General features: G+C 64.7%; 15 protein-coding genes. 12 read left to right on the top strand and 3 right to left on the bottom strand.

All coding sequences use genetic code 11. The features are described from left to right. The first annotated feature begins 39 nt into the window (after positions 1 to 39). Together LDO86_RS13520 and LDO86_RS13515 are read left to right on the top strand one after the other, a co-directional pair. Positions 40 to 891, top strand: coding sequence for a hypothetical protein (locus LDO86_RS13520; RefSeq protein ID WP_224084017.1), 852 nt, complete (start codon positions 40 to 42; stop codon positions 889 to 891). Between the two features lie 9 nt (positions 892 to 900). Further along, positions 901 to 1980: a 4-hydroxy-3-methylbut-2-enyl diphosphate reductase gene (locus LDO86_RS13515; RefSeq protein WP_026265762.1), complete on the top strand. Its 1080-nt coding sequence runs from the start codon at positions 901 to 903 to the stop codon at positions 1978 to 1980. 98 nt (positions 1981 to 2078) lie between these two features. Here the strand turns inward: LDO86_RS13515 and LDO86_RS13510 are convergent, their stop codons facing one another. Continuing rightward, positions 2079 to 3308 (bottom strand): DNA recombination protein RmuC, encoded by a 1230-nt coding sequence (locus tag LDO86_RS13510; RefSeq protein ID WP_224084016.1) that lies wholly within the window; start codon positions 3306 to 3308, stop codon positions 2079 to 2081. Positions 3309 to 3398: 90 nt separating this feature from the next. Between LDO86_RS13510 and ychF the strand changes: the two genes are divergently transcribed. From ychF to LDO86_RS13480, 6 genes are all read left to right on the top strand, one after another. Then, a complete protein-coding gene (gene ychF, locus LDO86_RS13505) occupies positions 3399 to 4484 on the top strand; it encodes a redox-regulated ATPase YchF (protein ID WP_026265763.1) in 1086 nt (361 codons plus the stop codon). 85 nt (positions 4485 to 4569) lie between these two features. Further along, complete coding sequence (locus tag LDO86_RS13500) at positions 4570 to 6330, top strand: ABC transporter family substrate-binding protein (RefSeq protein ID WP_224084015.1); 1761 nt, start codon at positions 4570 to 4572, stop codon at positions 6328 to 6330. 286 nt (positions 6331 to 6616) lie between these two features. Further along, positions 6617 to 8305 carry an ABC transporter substrate-binding protein gene (locus LDO86_RS13495; RefSeq protein WP_018768615.1) on the top strand — a complete coding sequence of 563 codons (1689 nt, stop codon included), beginning with the start codon at positions 6617 to 6619 and terminating at the stop codon, positions 8303 to 8305. A gap of 126 nt (positions 8306 to 8431) precedes the next feature. Further along, positions 8432 to 9361 carry an ABC transporter permease gene (locus LDO86_RS13490; RefSeq protein ID WP_018768614.1) on the top strand — a complete coding sequence of 310 codons (930 nt, stop codon included), beginning with the start codon at positions 8432 to 8434 and terminating at the stop codon, positions 9359 to 9361. Further along, entirely contained in the window at positions 9351 to 10295 is a 945-nt protein-coding gene (locus tag LDO86_RS13485) for an ABC transporter permease (RefSeq protein ID WP_018768613.1), read from the top strand. Before LDO86_RS13490 ends, LDO86_RS13485 begins: the two co-directional genes overlap by 11 nt. Before the next feature lie 11 nt (positions 10296 to 10306). Further along, positions 10307 to 12013: an ABC transporter ATP-binding protein gene (locus LDO86_RS13480; protein ID WP_224084014.1), complete on the top strand. Its 1707-nt coding sequence runs from the start codon at positions 10307 to 10309 to the stop codon at positions 12011 to 12013. Between the two features lie 58 nt (positions 12014 to 12071). Here LDO86_RS13480 and LDO86_RS13475 read toward each other — a convergent pair whose 3' ends face one another. Then, complete coding sequence (locus LDO86_RS13475; RefSeq protein WP_224084013.1) at positions 12072 to 12935, bottom strand: SGNH/GDSL hydrolase family protein; 864 nt, start codon at positions 12933 to 12935, stop codon at positions 12072 to 12074. Between the two features lie 268 nt (positions 12936 to 13203). Between LDO86_RS13475 and typA the strand changes: the two genes are divergently transcribed. Further along, a complete protein-coding gene (gene typA, locus LDO86_RS13470; protein WP_224084012.1) occupies positions 13204 to 15132 on the top strand; it encodes a translational GTPase TypA in 1929 nt (642 codons plus the stop codon). 198 nt (positions 15133 to 15330) lie between these two features. Continuing rightward, a complete protein-coding gene (locus LDO86_RS13465) occupies positions 15331 to 16140 on the top strand; it encodes a hypothetical protein (RefSeq protein WP_224084011.1) in 810 nt (269 codons plus the stop codon). Positions 16141 to 16189: 49 nt separating this feature from the next. On the opposite strand, the gene LDO86_RS13460 is transcribed toward LDO86_RS13465, so the two are convergent. Next, a complete protein-coding gene (locus LDO86_RS13460) occupies positions 16190 to 16429 on the bottom strand; it encodes a hypothetical protein (RefSeq protein WP_043424755.1) in 240 nt (79 codons plus the stop codon). A gap of 137 nt (positions 16430 to 16566) precedes the next feature. Here LDO86_RS13460 and fdxA point away from each other — a divergent pair, with 137 nt between their 5' ends. Together fdxA and dapC are read left to right on the top strand one after the other, a co-directional pair. Further along, positions 16567 to 16893: a ferredoxin gene (gene fdxA / locus LDO86_RS13455; protein ID WP_026265673.1), complete on the top strand. Its 327-nt coding sequence runs from the start codon at positions 16567 to 16569 to the stop codon at positions 16891 to 16893. A 14-nt stretch (positions 16894 to 16907) separates the two neighbouring features. Continuing rightward, entirely contained in the window at positions 16908 to 18059 is a 1152-nt protein-coding gene (gene dapC / locus LDO86_RS13450; protein WP_224084010.1) for a succinyldiaminopimelate transaminase, read from the top strand. Positions 18060 to 18180: the final 121 nt, after the last annotated feature.

The raw sequence follows: 18180 nt of genomic DNA, 5'->3' as shown, positions 1-18180 counted from the left end.
CTAGGATGGGGTAAGGCCCCCAACCCCGAAGGACCTGTTGTGCGCACTTTTGTTTCTGCCATCGCCACCGTGCTGGGCATCCTCCTGGCCGCCGTTGCGGTTCCCGCCATGTGGGTGGACCGGAACATTGTCCAGGAAGCCGGGTTTGTCCGCCTTGCAGCACCACTCGGCAAGGACTCAGACTTCCAAAGGAAACTCGCTGCGGCGGCGGTGGGAACGATCGATACCGGATCTGTCCCCGGTTTCCTGTCCGGGCTGGTCCAGCCGATGCTCGAGAAGGCGGCGGAGTCCCTGACCGGGCTTCCCGGCTATCCGGCGGCGTGGGAGGAGACGCTCCGCCGGAGCCACCGCCTAAGTTTCGCCGACCCGGCGGCCAGTCCGCAGGGCGGTGCCTCGGCATCCTCGTTAACCCTCGACGTCGCCCCGTTGGTTGCCCTCGGCTCGGAGGAGATCTCCCGCACCACCCGGCTTCCCCTCGACCCTCCGGAGCAAACGCTGATCAATGTCGGCCAGCCAGTTCAGCGGCAATGGACCGAGCGGCTGGCCACGTACGCACCCATGGGCTACATCCTGGCCATCGGTTCAGCCATAGCGTTCCTGCTGGCTCTCGTCGCGGCACGGCGCCGCTGGACTGTGCTGCTGGCAGCCGGACTTGGCGGACTGGCCCTTGCAGGGGCGTGGGGCTTGGCCTTACAGCTGGGTTCGGCCCGTGCCCAGGCCACGGACACCGGCAATGCGGTGGCCAACATGTTCCGTGACGAGTTCCTGGCCGCCGCAGGCACCGATTTCCAGACGTGGATCGCAGCGGCCACGGTGACAGGTGGCGTTCTTATGGCAGCAGGCGTTGTGACGTTGTTCGCATCCCGGAAACGGGCGCCGGCCAGCCGGTAGCATGGAGGGATGACCACCTCGGCTGTACCCCTCTCGATGCCAACCATTCCACGCAGGCGCCGCTCGCCTGAGGACGTAGCAGCGGCAGCCCCCGTGAACGGCACCAAGAAGGTGCTGTTGGCTGCCCCCCGTGGCTACTGTGCAGGCGTTGACCGGGCCGTGATCGCCGTCGAAAAGGCACTGGAACACTACGGGCCGCCCGTGTATGTCCGCAAGCAGATCGTCCACAACGTCCACGTGGTCAGCTCCCTGGAGGAAAAGGGCGCCATCTTCGTGGAGGAGACGGACGAAGTGCCCGAAGGCGCGCTGGTGATTTTCTCCGCCCACGGCGTTTCCCCCGCAGTGGTCGAATCCGCCGAAGAGCGCGGCCTGCGCACCATTGATGCCACGTGTCCGCTGGTTACCAAAGTGCACAAGGAAGCCGTCCGCTTCGCCAAGGACGATTTCGACATCCTCCTGATCGGCCACGACGGGCATGAGGAAGTGGAAGGCACCTCCGGTGAAGCGCCGGAACACATCCAGATCATCAACGGTCCCCATGAAGTGGACAAGGTAACTGTCCGTGACCCCGAGAAGGTCATCTGGCTCTCGCAGACCACGCTGAGCGTCGACGAGACCATGGAGACCGTCCGGCTGCTCAAGGAGCGGTTCCCCACCCTGCAGGACCCGCCCAGCGATGACATTTGCTACGCCACCACCAACCGCCAGGTCGCCATCAAGAAGATCGCACCCAAGGCGGACCTGGTGATCGTGGTGGGCTCGGCCAACTCGTCGAACTCCGTCCGCCTGGTGGAGGTGGCACTTGAGTACGGCGCCAAAGCCTCCTACCGGGTGGACTTCGCCAACGAGGTTGACGAAGCCTGGTTCGAGGGCGTCGCTACCGTGGGCGTCACATCCGGGGCTTCGGTTCCGGAAGTCCTGGTCCAGGACGTCCTCAGGCTCCTGGCAGACTATGGCTACGGCGCGGTGGAGGAAGTGGTCACGGCAGAGGAAGACCTCCTGTTCTCGCTGCCCAAGGAACTCCGCGCAACCCTGAAGCAGGCCGGCGACGTCAGCCGCGCCCTTGGCGGACGCCGGCCCCGCAGCTGAGTCCCCTGCATTATCAGCAGCCGGACGCCAACCAGACGTAAAAGACGGGCCGGGCAGTCACACGACTGCCCGGCCCGTCCTGCATCCGCGGCCCGTTGTCAGGCGGCCTCGCCGTCGCCCTGGAGTTCGGGTGCCACCAGCGAGCGCGGCGTCACCTCCACAACAGGAGGTGTCACCAGGCCGGACTCCTCGAGCGTGTTGAGCTTCCGGGCAGTGGGCAGCACCCTGGCTTCCAGGGTGCCCACCATGGCGTTGTAACGGTCCACCGAAGACTTGAGGGAAGAGCCCAGTTTGGTGACGTTTTCACCCAGGGTGCCCATCCGGTCGTACAGCTGCCGCGCGAGCTCGAACAACTCACGTGCACTGTCCGTCAGGACGTCCTGGCGCCACGTGAATGCCACCGACTTCAGCACGGCCAGCAGGGTGCTCGGCGACGCAAGGACCACGTTGCGGGACAACGCGTAATCCAGGAGCCCGGCGTCGGCAGTCAGTGCTGCCGCCAGGATGGATTCGGCCGGAATGAAACAGACCACCAGTTCCGGAGAGTTTCCCGGGACGTCCCAGTATTTCTTGGTGCCCAATGCGTCAACGTGCGCCCTCAGGGCCTTGGCATGCGCCGCCAGCAGCGCCTGCCGGTTCCGCCCATCACTTACCGACTGGAGTCCGGAGGGCTGGCCGGCGCGCGGATCCACCGCACCCAGTTCCTGTGCCTCAAGGTAGGACGACAACGGGACTTTGGCATCCACCACCAGCTGCTTGTCGCCCGGCAACTGCACCACCAGGTCCGGGCGGACAGCCGAGTCCTGGCCGGCGCTGTGCACCTGTTCCACAAAGTCCACGTGGCGCAGCATCCCCGCGGCCTCCACTACACGCCGCAGCTGCACCTCGCCCCACTGGCCCCTGGCGCTGTTGGAACGCAGGGCCGATTCCAGGGCATGCGTGGACCGGATGAGCTGTTCATCGGAAAGCCTTGCCTCCTGCAGCTGCTGCGCCAGTTGGCCGTACTGTTCCACCCGGTCCCGCTCCAGCAGCGCCACCTGCTGCTGGACAGCGGACAGCTTCTCCGCCACCGGGGCCAGGGCGCGCAGGACACTGCCGTCCTGCGTCCTGGCCTCGCCCAGCTCACGGTTCTGCACCGCCAAAAGCCGCCGCTCGGCGTCGGCCGCTGCCAGCTGCGCCGTGACCTCCGAAAGGCGGGACGACACCTGGTCAAAGTCCGCCTCCAAGGCATGCGAGTTCCTGCGCAGGGAGAAATAAGTGGCCGCGGCGCCGGCAAGCGCACCAAGCAGCAGCATGAGAAGGGCCAGAATCAAGGCAAAAGCATCCATGGCTTCACTGTTGCACGGGCCTCTGACAATCAAAGGCAATGACATTCCCCGGTAGGGGCTGCCGGGGCCGGACGGGTAGAATCAATGCTCGTGGCTCTAACTATTGGCATCGTCGGACTGCCCAACGTCGGCAAATCAACCCTCTTCAACGCGCTCACCCGCAACCAGGTCCTGGCCGCGAACTACCCGTTCGCCACCATTGAACCGAACGTCGGTGTAGTGAACCTCCCGGACCCCAGGCTCCAGAAGCTCGCCGGGATCTTCGGCTCGCAGCGTGTCCTGCCTGCCGCCGTGTCCTTCGTCGACATCGCAGGCATCGTCAAGGGTGCGTCCGAGGGGGAGGGGCTGGGCAACCAGTTCCTGGCCAACATCCGCGAGGCTGAAGCCATCGCCGAGGTTGTCCGGGTCTTCGATGACCCCGACGTGGTGCACGTCGACGGCAAGGTGGATCCCCGCTCGGACATGGAAACCATCAACACCGAGCTGATCCTCGCCGACCTGCAGACCATCGAAAAGGCCATCCCGCGGATCGAAAAGGAAGTCAAGATCAAGAAGCGGGAGGCCGCCGAGCTTGCGGCCATCAAGGCCGCGCAGGCGGTCCTGGAACGGGGTGACACCATCTACTCTTCCATCAAGAGCGACAAGCTGGAGATGGAGCACCTCAAGGAGCTGGGGCTGCTGACGGCCAAACCCTTCATCTACGTTTTCAATGCGGATGAAGCCATCCTGGGCAGCCCGGAAAAGCAGGAGGAGCTGCGCGCCATGGTGGCCCCCGCGGACTGCATCTTCCTTGACGCAAAGCTCGAAGCAGACCTCGTGGAACTCGACGAGGAAGAGGCCCGCGAGATGCTCGAGATGAACGGCCAGGACGAATCCGGCCTGGACCAGCTGGCGCGCGTCGGCTTCCACACCCTGGGGCTGCAGACGTACCTCACTGCCGGGCCCAAGGAAGCGCGGGCCTGGACCATCCGGCAGGGGGACACGGCACCGCAGGCCGCCGGCGTCATCCACTCCGACTTCCAGCGCGGATTCATCAAAGCCGAGGTGGTCTCCTTCAACGACCTCGTGGAGGCCGGCTCCATGGCTGAAGCAAAGTCCCGCGGGAAGGTCCGCATCGAAGGCAAGGAATACGTCATGGCCGACGGCGACGTGGTGGAGTTCCGCTTCAACGTCTGACCGGCCGGACGGCTTATCCTGAGTCTGTAGGGCGTGATCGTGGCGACCCAGTCCCCTCCGGAGAGGGAAAACACAAGGAGGCGGCATGCCGGTCCGGCGTCTGATGCAGTTGCTCATCGCCGTATTGGCGGCTGCCCTGGTTCTTTCAGGCTGCTCAGGCACCAGTGCCCCCTCGGTGGTGGTGGGGGAGGCGAAGCGCGGCGGCAGCGTGACGGTGGCAGAGGTCAATGCCTTCTCCTCGTTCAACCCCTACAGCGCCAACGGCAATACCGACATCAACTCGAAGATCGGTGCCATTACCCACTCCGGCTTCTACTACCTCGATGACAGCTCCAAAGTTGTCCGCAATGACAAGTTCGGGCACTTCGAAAAGGTCTCCGACCAGCCGCTCAAGGTGAAGTACACAGTCAACGAGGGCGTCAAGTGGTCGGACGGTGCGCCAATTGGCGCGGCCGACCTGCTACTAAGCTGGGCCGCCGCGTCAGGCTACTTCGACGACGTCGATCCAGCGGCCGGGAAGGGAACCAAGTACTTCTCCGTGGCGTCTGACACCACCGGGCTGGCAGGCACCCAGTTTCCTGAAATCGGCTCGGACGGCCGGTCCATCACCATCGAGTACGCCGCACCGTATGCCGACTGGGAAGTGGCGTTCGACGTCGGCCTCCCGGCCCACGTCGTCGCCGCCAAGAGCGGGCTGAACGATGAGGAGGACCTGGTTGATCTCCTCAAGGACACCCCGCGGGGCAATCCGGAAAAGCCGGCATCGAACCCCGCGCTCAAGAAGGTCAGCGACTTCTGGAATACCGGTTTCGATACAAAATCCATTCCCGACGATCCGGCACTCTACCTGTCCAGCGGCCCCTACATTGTCCGCGACATCGTCCCGGAGGTTTCAATGAAGCTGGTCCGGAACCGGGACTACGTCTGGGGTTCCGAACCCTGGCTGGACGAGATCAACGTCAGGTTCACCGGGGCAGTGCCGGCCGCAGTTGATGCCCTGCGCAACGGGCAGGCAGACATCATCTCGCCCCGGCCCTCGGCTGCCACGGACAATCTCCTCACGGGCCTGTCCGGCCAGGGCATCACCGTTGAACGGTACAAGCAGTCCGGCTACGACCACCTGGACCTCAACTTCGCCGGACCGTTCGCCGACAAGGACGTCCGGGAAGCGTTCCTCAAGACGGTTCCACGGCAGGCAATCGTGGACGCAGTGCTGGGAAACCAGGTGCCGGACAGCAAGCCGCTGGACTCGCAGGTCTTCCTGCCTGGACAGCCCAAATACGAAGAGACGGTAAAGAACAACGGCTCCTCAAACTACGCCAAGGTGGACATCGACGCCGCAAAGAGCCTCCTGAAGGGCGTAACCCCCACTGTCCGGATTCTCTACAACCGCGACAATCCCAACCGTGCCAGGGCGTTCACCCTGATCCGCGACTCGGCCGTCCTGGCAGGATTCCGGGTGGTGGACGGTGGCCAGGGGAGTGCCGACTGGGCAGCTGCCTTGAGCCGGGGCGGCTATGACGCCGCCTTGTCCGGATGGATTGGGACCGAGGCCGGCGTGAGCCGGGTGCCGCAGATCTTCCGCACCGGGGCAGGCAGCAACTTCACGGGCTATTCCGACGGCGACGCGGACAAGGTCATGGAACAACTGTCCCAGACCACGGATCTGGGCAAACAGGACGAACTCCTGGCCGAGATCGACAAGCACGTCTGGGAGGACGCGTACGGGCTGCCCCTCTACCAAACCCTCGGCACAACTGCCTTCAACTCCAGGGTGGCCGGCGTGAAGACCAGTCCCGGCCCCCTCGGTGTGTGGTGGAACGTATGGGACTGGCGTCTGTCCTGACGCAGCCGCGTTTCCTTTAGGTCTTCCGGCCCTTGCGGGGAGCCGCGCCAGCCGATTCGCCGTCTGGCTTACTGGCGAGTAGCATGTGACGTGCCTAACTATCCACTGTGGCCTGGGGCATTTGACTGCGCCGGTCACGGTTTGGCAACGGAGTACCAGTATCTGGACTTTGTGCGGTTAGGCTAACCCGTATATGTAGGTTTCGTCACAGCGGTGTGCTGCGTCCGGCCTGCGGGGAAGCACAAGATTCCCCTATACATCTCTCCCACAACTCATAGGAGGCGGAATGCGTTTTACGCGCACTTCCAAAGCATTGGGCATCGTGGCAATCGCCGCGCTTGCCTTGACCGGATGCGGCACCGGTGGCGGTGGCAGCAATGAGGGTGCCAGCAATGCTGCCGGCGACCCGAACAAGGTCATCACGGCCTACAGCAACGAACCACAAAACCCGTTGCTGCCTGCCAACACCAATGAGGTCTACGGCGGCCGTGTCGTAAACCTGCTGTTCGAAGGCCTTCGCAGCTACGACGCGAACGGCAAGGCAGTCAACGCGCTGGCCGACTCGATCGACTCGTCGGACGCGCAGAACTGGACCATCAAGGTCAAGCAGGGCCAGAAATTCACCAACGGTGAAGCCATCACGGCCAAGACCTTCGTTGACTCCTGGAACTTCGCGGCAAACTCCAAGAACCTGCAGAACAATGGCTTCTTCTTCGAATCCATTGCCGGGTACGAGGATGTCTCCGCCGTCGATTCCGTCAAGGGTGCTGACGGCAAGACCACCACCACGCCCGCTCCCAAGGCCGACACCATGTCCGGCCTGCAGGCGACCGATGATTCCACCATCACGGTCAAGCTCGCCCAGCCCGAGGCCGACTGGTCCCTGCGCCTTGGCTACTCCGCTTTCTACCCGCTGCCCTCCGCGGCTTTGAAGGACCCCAAGACCTACGGTGAAAACCCCGTGGGCAACGGCCCCTACAAGTTCGAGAAGCAGGGTTCCTGGGTCCACGACCAGTCCATCACGCTGGTCAAGAACGCTGATTACAACGGCACCCGCCCCGCCAAGAACGGCGGCGTGACCTTCAAGTTCTACACCGACCCGGGCCCCGCGTACACCGACCTTCAGTCGGACAACCTGGACATCACCGATGTCCTGCCGTCCAACGCCCTGAAGACCTACGTCAACGACTTCCCGGACCGGAACGCCACCAAGCCGGTAGCCACCGATTCCACCCTGAACATCCCGGGCTACAACCCGAACTTCCAGGGTGAAGCCGGCAAGCTGCGCCGCCAGGCTCTGTCCTACGCCATCAACCGCGAGGAAATCGCCAAGGTGGTCTTCAACGGCACCCGCACCCCGGCCAAGGCCTTCGCGCCGCCGGTCATCGATGGCTTCAAGGAAGGCATCAAGGGCAGCGAAGTCCTGAAGTTCGACGCCGCCAAGGCCAAGGACCTGTGGGCACAGGCTGAGAAGATCAAGCCGTACGACAACTCCAAGCCGCTCCAGATCGCCTCCAACACCGATGGTGGCAACAAGGAATGGATCGATGCCGTCGCCAACGGCTTCAAGAACAACCTCGGCATCCAGGCTGAAATCCAGCCCTTTGCCAAGTTCGCCGAAGTCCTGAACCTGCGCAAGTCCCAGCAGCTGCCGGGCCTGACCCGCGCGGGCTGGCAGGGTGACTACCCGTCGCTCTACAACTTCCTGGGACCGGTCTGGGCCACGGGCGCTTCCTCCAACTACGAGAAGTACTCGAACCCTGAGTTCGACAAGCTCCTCAAGGAGGGCCTGGCCGCCAAGAGCACCGACGAGGCCAACGCCAAGTTCAACCAGGCACAGGAGATCCTGTTCCAGGACCTGCCCGGCCTGCCGCTCTGGGACCAGGCACGGCCGATCGTGTGGAGCAACAACATCGTGAAGGCCGAAACCGGCTGGAACGGTGAAATCCTCTACTACGGCATCACCGCCAAGTAGTCCCAGATCTAACTTGCCGTCAAGGCTGATGGGGGTTCCGGTTACGTCCGGGCCCCCATTGGCTTGCAAGCGGCAGGAAGGCACTCATGAACGCGTTTTCTCCTTTACCGGAAGGCAGGTAACACTGTGCTCCGGTTCATTCTGCGCCGACTCCTCCAGGTGATCCCTGTTTTCCTCGGCACAACCCTCTTGGTCTACTACATGGTGTTCGCCCTGCCCGGTGATCCCATTGCGGCCTTGTTCGGCGACCGCCAGCCCCCGCAGGCGGTCATCGACACCCTGCGCAGCCAGTACAACCTCGACCAGCCCTTCTGGGTCCAGTACGGCCTGTTCCTCAAGAACCTCTTCACCTTCAACCTGGGCAATGACTTCACCGGCCAGCCGATTGCGGCAAGCCTGGCGCGGGTCTTCCCGGTGACGGCGATGCTCGCCATCGAGGCGCTGGCCATCCAGGCCATCTTCGGGGTCGCGTTCGGCGTTTTCGCGGGCCTGCGCCGCGGCGGCTGGTTCGACTCCACGGTGCTCGTGGCATCGCTGGTGGTCATCGCCGTCCCCACCTTCGTGTTGGGCTTCGTCTTCCAGCTCGTCTTTGGTGTCCAGCTGGGGTGGGCCAAACCCACCGTGGGCGCCAATGCCAACTGGGTCACCCTGCTGCTGCCGGCAGTGGTCCTGGGACTCGTCTCCTTTGCGTACGTCCTCCGCCTGACCCGGGCATCGGTGAGCGAAAACATGAACGCCGACTACGTCCGGACGGCAACCGCCAAGGGTCTGTCCCGGCCCCGGGTGGTCCTGGCGCACATCCTGCGCAACTCGCTGATCCCGGTGGTGACCTACCTGGGTGCCAACCTTGGCGGCCTGATGGGCGGTGCCATCGTGACAGAGGGCATCTTCAATGTCCCTGGCGTGGGCAACAAGCTTTACCAGGCCGTCCTGCGCAGTGAAGGTCCCACCATCGTCTCCATCGTCAGCGTGCTGGTGCTGGTGTTCGTGGTGGCCAACCTGCTTGTCGATCTCCTGTACGCCTGGCTTGACCCGAGGATCCGCTATGACCAGTAATAACAGCCACTTTGTGGCACCCATCGACGAGACACCTCTGCAGGCAACGGACGCCGTCAAGACTGACCAGGCCCCGCTCAGCCTGTGGGCTGACGCCTGGCGCAAGCTCCGCCGTCGTCCGTTGTTCATCATCTCGGCACTGCTGATCCTTGCCCTGATCGTGATTGCGCTGTTCCCGGGCCTCTTCACGTCAACCCCGCCCAACGAGGGCTGTGAGCTCGCAAACTCCGAGGCAGGCCCCACCGCCGGGCACCCGTTCGGCTTCACCTTCCAGGGCTGCGACGTCTATTCCAGGGTCATCCACGGCACGCAGGCCTCACTTTCCGTGGGCCTGCTCTCGGTACTCTGCGTCCTGGTCATCGGTGTGACCCTCGGTGCCCTCGCCGGATACTACGGCGGCTGGATCGATGCCGTGCTGGCCCGCCTGGGCGACATCTTCTTCGCACTGCCGCTGGTGCTGGGCGCACTGGTGATCACGCAGCTCCCGCTGTTCCGCGAGAACAAGAGCGTATGGACCGTGGTATTCGTTATCTCGCTCCTGGCGTGGCCGCAAATGGCCCGCATCACCCGGGGCGCTGTCATCGAGGTGCGCAATGCGGACTTCGTCACCGCTGCACGGGCGCTGGGTGTTTCCAAGTTCGGCGCACTGATCCGCCACGTCCTGCCGAACGCCCTGGCCCCTATCATTGTCCTGGCAACGCTGGAACTTGGCGTGTTCATCGTTGCGGAAGCCACCCTGTCCTTCCTGGGCATCGGCCTCCCGCAAAGCATCATGTCCTGGGGCAATGACATTGCAGGTGCCCAGGCATCAATCAGGACCCGGCCGGAAATCATGCTCTACCCGGCCGCCGCGCTCTCCCTTACGGTGTTGAGCTTCATCATGCTGGGCGACGCCGTGCGTGACGCCCTTGACCCGAAGAGCCGTCAGCGATGAGAGATAAAGAGATGACAACTCCAGACGTCCGCATTGATGAGGCCGGCACCACCGGCGTCAGGCCGCTGCTCGAAATCCGTGACCTGGCCATCACCTTCAAGACCGGCGGCGGTGAAGTCCAGGCTGTCCGGGACGCCCACCTGACCATCATGCCGGGCGAAACCGTGGCAATCGTGGGGGAATCCGGCTCCGGAAAGTCCACCACTGCCTTGGCGGCCATCGGGCTCCTGCCCAACAACGGCAGGGTCTCCGGCGGCCAGATCCTGCTCGACGGCGAGGACATTGCCCACGCCAGCGAGCAGCGCATGATCGAACTGCGCGGCAACACCATCGGCATGGTCCCGCAGGACCCCATGTCCAACCTGAACCCCGTGTGGAAGATCGGTTACCAGGTGAGGGAAACTCTGAAGGCGAACGGCCGTCCCAGCGGGCCGGACGACATCGCCAAGGTGCTCTCCCAGGCAGGCCTGCCGGATGCCAAGCGGCGGGCCAACCAGTACCCGCACGAGTTCTCGGGCGGCATGCGCCAGCGCGCGCTGATCGCGATTGGCCTGTCCTGCCAGCCGCGCCTGCTGATCGCGGACGAACCGACGTCGGCCCTCGACGTCACCGTCCAGCGGCAGATCCTGGACCACCTGGAAACCATGACCAACGAGCTGGGCACCTCGGTCCTGCTGATCACCCACGACCTGGGCCTGGCAGCCGAGCGCGCGGACAAGGTCGTGGTCATGTACCAGGGCCGCGTCGTTGAAGCGGGACCGTCGCTGGAACTTCTCCGCAACCCGCAGCACCCCTACACCAAGCGGCTCGTGGAGTCCGCTCCGTCGCTTGCCAGCCGCCGTATCCAGGTGGCCAAGGAGCAGGGCGTGGAGACGGCGGACCTCCTTGCGCCCGCCGCTGAAACGGTGAAGTCCGATACCTTCCTGCAGATCCAGGACCTGCGGAAGGTGTACAAGCTCCGCCAGGGGCTGGGCAAGACCACGGACTTCGCCGCCGTCGACGGCGTGAGCTTCGACGTCCGGCGTGGCACCACGACGGCGATCGTGGGGGAGTCGGGTTCCGGCAAGTCCACAGTGGCCAAGATGGTGCTCCAGCTTGAGAAGCCGACGGACGGCAGGATCCTGTTCGACGGCGTCGACACCTCCCCCCTGAAGCCTGCCGAACTGTTCAAGTTCCGCAGGCGGGTCCAGCCGATCTTCCAGGACCCGTACGGTTCGCTCGATCCGATGTACAACATCTACCGCACCATCGAGGAACCGCTGCGGGTCCACAAGATCGGCGACCAGGCCAGCCGGGAAAAGAAAGTCCGGACGCTGCTGGACCAGGTGGCGCTGCCCCAGTCCGCCATGCAGCGGTATCCGAACGAGCTGTCAGGCGGGCAGCGGCAACGCGTTGCCATTGCCAGGGCGCTGGCGCTGGACCCCGAAGTCATCATCTGTGACGAGGCTGTCTCTGCGCTGGACGTGCTGGTGCAGGCCCAGGTGCTCAACCTGCTTGCCGACCTGCAGGCCAACCTTGGACTGACCTACCTGTTCATCACGCATGACCTTGCCGTCGTCCGGCAGATCGCAGACCACGTGTGCGTGATGGAGAAGGGCCGCCTGGTGGAAACCGGGTCCACGGACGACGTCTTCGAAGCGCCTAAGCAGGACTACACCAAAGCGCTGCTGAACGCCATCCCCGGTGCGAAGCTGATGCTTCCTCCTGAGGTGGCGTAGCGGAACGTTTTCGCTGAACGGCTTGAGCCGGGATCTTCGGGTCCCGGCTCAAGCTGTTTCACTGCTCCACTGCCGGTTTCTGGTCCAGTCCCAGTTCGCGCAGCCTGTGCTCAAGAATCCCACCGAGCGCCACACGGCCTTCGGCGTTCATGTGGACGGCATCCGCCAGGTCTTTCGCCAGTCCGTACCGGGTGAGCCAGTCGCCCACGGAAACAAAGGGAAGTCCGTTGGCTGCTGCCACGGCACCCAGCAGAGCGTCCACCTCGCTGCGGCGCCCACCGCCGTCGTTTGCTCCCCGCGCCAGGGTGCCTATCATGGCAATCCTCGTGCCGGGATAGCGGGTCCGCAGTTCGGCAAGCAACCGCTGGGCGTTTCCCGCGATCTGCGCGTTGCCGGCGCCCCCGGCGGCGTCGTTCCCGCCACCCTCAATCACGATCAGTGCCGGCGTTCCGGCGGGAAGCAGCCAGTCCCCGCGCTGCAGGGCATCGATGTAACTGCCCGTGGAGCCGTTCGCCGCCACGAAGCCTGTGCCGCCGCGGCCGCAGAAGTAGACGTTGTAGCCGGCAGCGGCGAGGCCCAGGCGCGGCCAGCCATCCGCGGGTTCCGACTGTGAATCGCCAATCAGCAGCACGGTCCTGCTGATGTCCGGAACCACCGCCTCGAGCCGTCCGTTTCCGGGATTGCGGATCCGGGACGTGGCCACCACGGCCGGTTTCGCTCCTGCGCCGCCGGCTTGCCCCGCGGCCGCCTGTCCGTCCGCCGGCTGCCCGGTTGCCGCCCGTGCCAGGCCGCCCTGGGGAGAGTCCCCGGACAGTGCACAGCCGGCGAGTCCGAGCACTGCCGATACTGCGACCAGGCCGGACACAGCGGCGGCGGCAGCCCGGGCGGCACCCCGCGGTGTGCTGGCCTTGGCTGGGGGCATCGTTGGCTCCGGCGGTCTCGGAAGTGGGCTGTGTCACAGTCATCATGCCACGTACGCGGAAGTGGGAGTGAACTTAGTCACATGCCGGATCGGTTGGGCCTGATCGCGGCATTCCCGGCCCCGGCAAATCTGCCGGAATTTAGGCCAACAAATGGCTGGGCGGCTAGAATAGAGGAAGGCGCCCTGTGCCAAGGGCCTTGTCCGTCGTGCGTTCCAGTTGGAAATGTCGCGATACAACAGCTGACTCCACTGAATCGAGCCATTACGCATGTCTGAAACCACCACCAACACCGCGGTAGCCACTGCATCGCGCAGTGACCTGCGCAACGTCGCGATTGTGGCCCACGTTGACCACGGCAAGACCACCCTGGTCGACGCCATGCTCAAGCAGACCAACTCCTTTGCCGAGCACAACCACCTCGAGGACCGGGTGATGGACTCCGGTGACCTGGAGCGCGAAAAGGGCATCACCATCCTGGCCAAGAACACTACGGTGGCCTACAACGGTCCGTCTTCCAACGGCGAGACCATCACCATCAACGTCATCGACACCCCCGGCCACGCCGACTTCGGCGGCGAGGTGGAGCGCGGCCTGTCCATGGTGGACGGCGTCGTCCTCCTCGTTGACGCCTCTGAGGGCCCGCTGCCCCAGACCCGCTTCGTGCTGCGCAAGGCCCTTGCCGCGCACCTTCCCGTGATCCTGCTGGTCAACAAGACCGACCGCCCCGATGCCCGCATCGACGAAGTGGTCCACGAGTCCATGGACCTGCTCCTGGGCCTGGCCTCCGACCTTGCCGACGAGGTGCCGGACCTGGACCTGGACAAGGTCCTGGAAGTTCCCGTTGTCTACGCCGCCGCCAAGGTTGGCCGCGCATCGCTGGAGCAGCCCGCCAACGGTGCCGCCCCGGACAACGAGGACCTTGAGCCGCTTTTCAAGACCATCATCGAACACATCCCGGCTCCCACCTACAACCCCGAAGGTGTCCTGCAGGCGCACGTCACCAACCTGGACGCTTCCCCGTTCCTGGGCCGCCTGGCGCTGCTGCGCATCTACAACGGCACCCTGCGCAAGGGCCAGACAGTTGCCTGGGCCCGCGCCAACGGTGAACTCAAGAACGTCAAGATCACCGAACTCCTGGCCACCAAGGCGCTGGACCGCGTTCCGGCGGAATCCGCCGGACCGGGCGAAATCGTCGCCGTCGCCGGCATCGAGGAAATCACCATCGGTGAGACCCTGACCGACGCCGAGAACCCGCAGCCGCTGCCGCTGATCACCGTGGACGATCCCGCGATCTCCATGACCATCGGTATCAACACCTCGCCGCTGGCCGGCAAGGTCAAGGGCGCCAAGGTCACCGCCCGCCAGGTCAAGGACCGCCTGGACAAGGAACTGATCGGTAACGTCTCCATCAAGGTGCTCCCCACCGAGCGTCCGGATGCCTGGGAAGTCCAGGGCCGTGGCGAGCTGGCGCTGGCCATCCTGGTTGAGCAGATGCGCCGTGAAGGCTTCGAACTGACCGTTGGCAAGCCGCAGGTTGTCACCAAGACCGTTGACGGCAAGATCCACGAGCCGATGGAGCACATGACCATCGACGTGCCCGAGGAATACCTGGGCGCCGTCACGCAGCTGATGGCTGCCCGCAAGGGCCGCATGACCAACATGGCCAACCACGGCACCGGCTGGTGCCGCATGGAGTTCATCGTTCCCGCCCGCGGCCTGATCGGCTTCCGCACCCGGTTCCTCACCGACACCCGCGGCGCCGGCATCGCAGCGTCCATCTCCGAAGGCTACGAGCCCTGGGCCGGCCCCATCGAGTACCGCACCAACGGCTCCATGGTTGCTGACCGCGCCGGTGTTGTGACCCCGTTCGCCATGATCAACCTGCAGGAACGCGGCTCCTTCTTCGTGAAGCCCACCTCCGAGGTGTACGAGGGCATGATCGTGGGCGAGAACTCCCGCGCCGACGACATGGACGTCAACATCACCAAGGAAAAGAAGCTCACCAACATGCGTGCCGCTTCCTCCGACACCTTCGAGAACCTGACCCCGCCGCGCGAGTTCACCCTCGAGGAATCGCTGGAATTCGCCCGCGAGGACGAGTGCGTCGAGGTGACCCCGGAAGCCATCCGCATCCGCAAGGTCATCCTGGACACCAACGAGCGCGCCAAGGCCAACCGCGCCCGCGCCAAGGCATAGCAACGCCTGAACGCAAAGAATGCCACCGGTATTGCACCGGTGGCATTCTGCGTTAAGCCGGGCGGCGCGGCCAACCCAGGCCTCGATGCGCAGGGACGGCGTGGGCGCACTGGGCGCCTACTTCGGCGCCAGGGTCCGTTCTCCACATAGCCGTTTCCACCACCTGCGGATGCTCCCCGCGAGGCGCAGGCTTCAGACATGCACACTATTTCTGAAGCGCTGGCTGCCTTGGGCGGCGTTGCGGGCACCCGAACACTGTTACTGGCCGGCGTCTCCCGCCGATGCCTGGAAGCCGGACTATCAGACGGGTCCGCCCAAAGGATCGCCCGCGGCGTATTCGCCCTTCCGGATGCTGACCCCGTGCTTGTCCATGCGGCACGCCATCACGCCGCACCTGGTTGCGCCACGGCCGCAGTGGCTTCCGGGTTATGGGTGATCAAGGCTCCGGATAGGCCGCATCTTGCCGCCCGCCATGGCAGGCCAACAGCCGGCTGTGTGGTGCACCGCAGCGACCTTCCGTTGACTCCTCTGGACGTCGTCTGCCAGTCTCTCCGCTGTCTGCCCCCTCTTGAGGGACTGACTATCGCGGAGTCCGCCGTCAAGAAAGGCCAAATCCAACTCGCGGAGCTGCGGGCGCGGTTTCCGGCCGCCCGTGAAAAGGCCCTGCTGAACCTGGTTGGCAGAATCCGACCCCAGTCCGGCTCCATCATCGAAACCATCGCCCGGTATCTGCTTGAAGAAGCGGGGCTTACAGTCGAGTTGCAGGTGCACATTCCTGGCATGGGCCACCTGGATCTCCTTGTTGATGGTCTGCTGGGCATTGAGGCGGACGGCTATGCCCATCACAGCAGCCGGGAGGCCTATCGGGAAGACAGGCGGCGTTGGAATGTCACCGTCATCAGGGGTGTCCCAACTCTCCGGGTGACGTTCGAGATGCTGGTCCGCGACCCCGCGGAGTTCGTTGGAATCGTCCGCAAGGCACTTGCCATGTACGGGACGGCGCGATGAAGCCCGGGATCAGCGCGCAGGAGCAGTCCGGGCGCACCGGGAGCGGCAGTCAGCGCACGGCCGGGCGGCGCGGGGGAGCAGGCGGGACCTCCTTGGCGGCCACCACCTGCCCAAGGGGAATAACGACGTCGGCTTGCCGGGTGCGGACGGTGCAGGAACCGGCGTCGCAGGCCAGCAGGTGACCCAGGGCGTCCGTGAGGCCTCCTTCGATCCGGTAACGCACCACCACGCGGATGCCGGGCGCAGCCGAGGCAAGGAAGCGGGCGGGTGCGGGTAGTGGCTGACTCACCAGTTCATACTAGGTGCGCCGGCTAGGTTCGCGGGAACGGGCTGGGGGATAATAGGCTCAGATGTCAACAGTCCGGCCGTGCTGCCGGATGCAAGAGCCGGCGGGAAGCCGGAACCCAACGTGGAGAGGCCAGGGACGTGACGTACGTAATCGCGCAGCCGTGTGTGGATGTTAAGGACAAGGCATGTATTGAGGAATGCCCGGTCGACTGCATCTATGAGGGCGAGCGTTCGCTGTACATCCATCCGGACGAATGCGTTGACTGCGGCGCCTGTGAACCGGTGTGCCCGGTGGAGGCCATCTACTACGAGGATGACACCCCCGAGGAATGGGCCGACTACTACAAGGCCAATGTTGAGTTCTTCGATGACCTCGGGTCCCCGGGTGGCGCGGCCAAGGTCGGCAACACGGGCAAGGACCACCCCATGATCGCCGCCCTGCCGCCGCAGAACCAAGACCACTGACTCGGACGCAAGCCGTGACCGCAGCAACGAATTCGTTTGGCCTGGATCTGCCCGACTACCCGTGGGAGGCCATGGCGCCGTACCTGGCGAAGGCTTCGGAGCATCCCGGCGGAGCCGTGAACCTGTCGATCGGGACACCTGTCGATCCCACGCCGCAGCTGATACAGGATGCACTGAAGGCGGCCGCGAATGCTCCGGGATATCCCACGGTGCACGGCACCCCGGCGCTCCGGGAAGCCATTGCGGGCTGGTTCGAGCGCCGGCGCGGCGTGTCCGGCCTTGATCCCCGGAACATCATGCCCACGGTGGGGTCCAAGGAACTCGTTGCGTGGCTTCCGCTGCTGCTGGGCCTCAAGCCGGGGGACGTCGTCGTACGCCCCAAGGTGGCCTACCCGACGTACGATATCGGCGCCACCCTCGCAGGCGTCACCTCCGTGGCAACGGACAACCTGGACGAACTCGATGACGCCACCCGCTCGCGCGTCCGCCTCATCTGGGTCAATTCCCCCGGGAACCCCACGGGAAGCGTCCGGGGCATCGAATCCCTCAAGGCGCTTGTGGAACAGGCGCGTGAACTGGGTGCCGTGGTGGCCTCGGACGAATGCTATGCCGAACTCGGATGGGGGGACTGGGACGTCCAGCGCGGCGGCCGGCGCGTTCCCAGCATCCTGGACCCGCAGGTGGCGGGCGGCTCCCACCAGGGCCTGCTTGCCGTGTACTCGCTGAGCAAGCAGTCCAACGTCGCCGGATACCGCGCGGCATTCGTGGCCGGTGATCCGGACCTGATGCCCAACCTGGTCAACAGCCGCAAGCACGCGGGCATGATTGTCCCTTACCCGGTCCAGGAGGCCATGCGCGTGGCCCTGGGGGACGACTCCCACGTCGAGGCCCAAAAGGACCTGTACAGGGGCCGGCGGGAGCGGCTGGTGCCCGCCCTGCTGGACTTCGGCCTGGAGATCAAGGATTCCGACGCCGGGCTGTACCTTTGGTCGACGGCGGGGGAGGACACGTGGGACACGGTGGCCCGCCTGGCTGACCGCGGCATTGTGGTGGGACCCGGCGTCTTCTACGGGGACGCCGGCAACGGCTATGTCCGCGTTGCCCTCACCGGATCCGACGAGCGGATCGATGCGGCCGTGGCACGCCTGGCCGGATCAGGCTCCTAAGGGTACGTAATAATCGTGTGACTCGCCCCACATCCGGCGCGTTTTAGGGTGCATTTGACGGCTGCGGATTAGTGACACCCGCCAAGGGGCGGTACTTTTTAAGTGACTATCAATGGTGGCT

This window comes from Arthrobacter sp. StoSoilB19, assembly GCF_019977275.1.
Classification (GTDB): domain Bacteria; phylum Actinomycetota; class Actinomycetes; order Actinomycetales; family Micrococcaceae; genus Arthrobacter.
The sequence above is the reverse complement of the archived record's forward strand: the minus strand, read 5'-3'. Positions and strand labels throughout refer to the sequence as shown.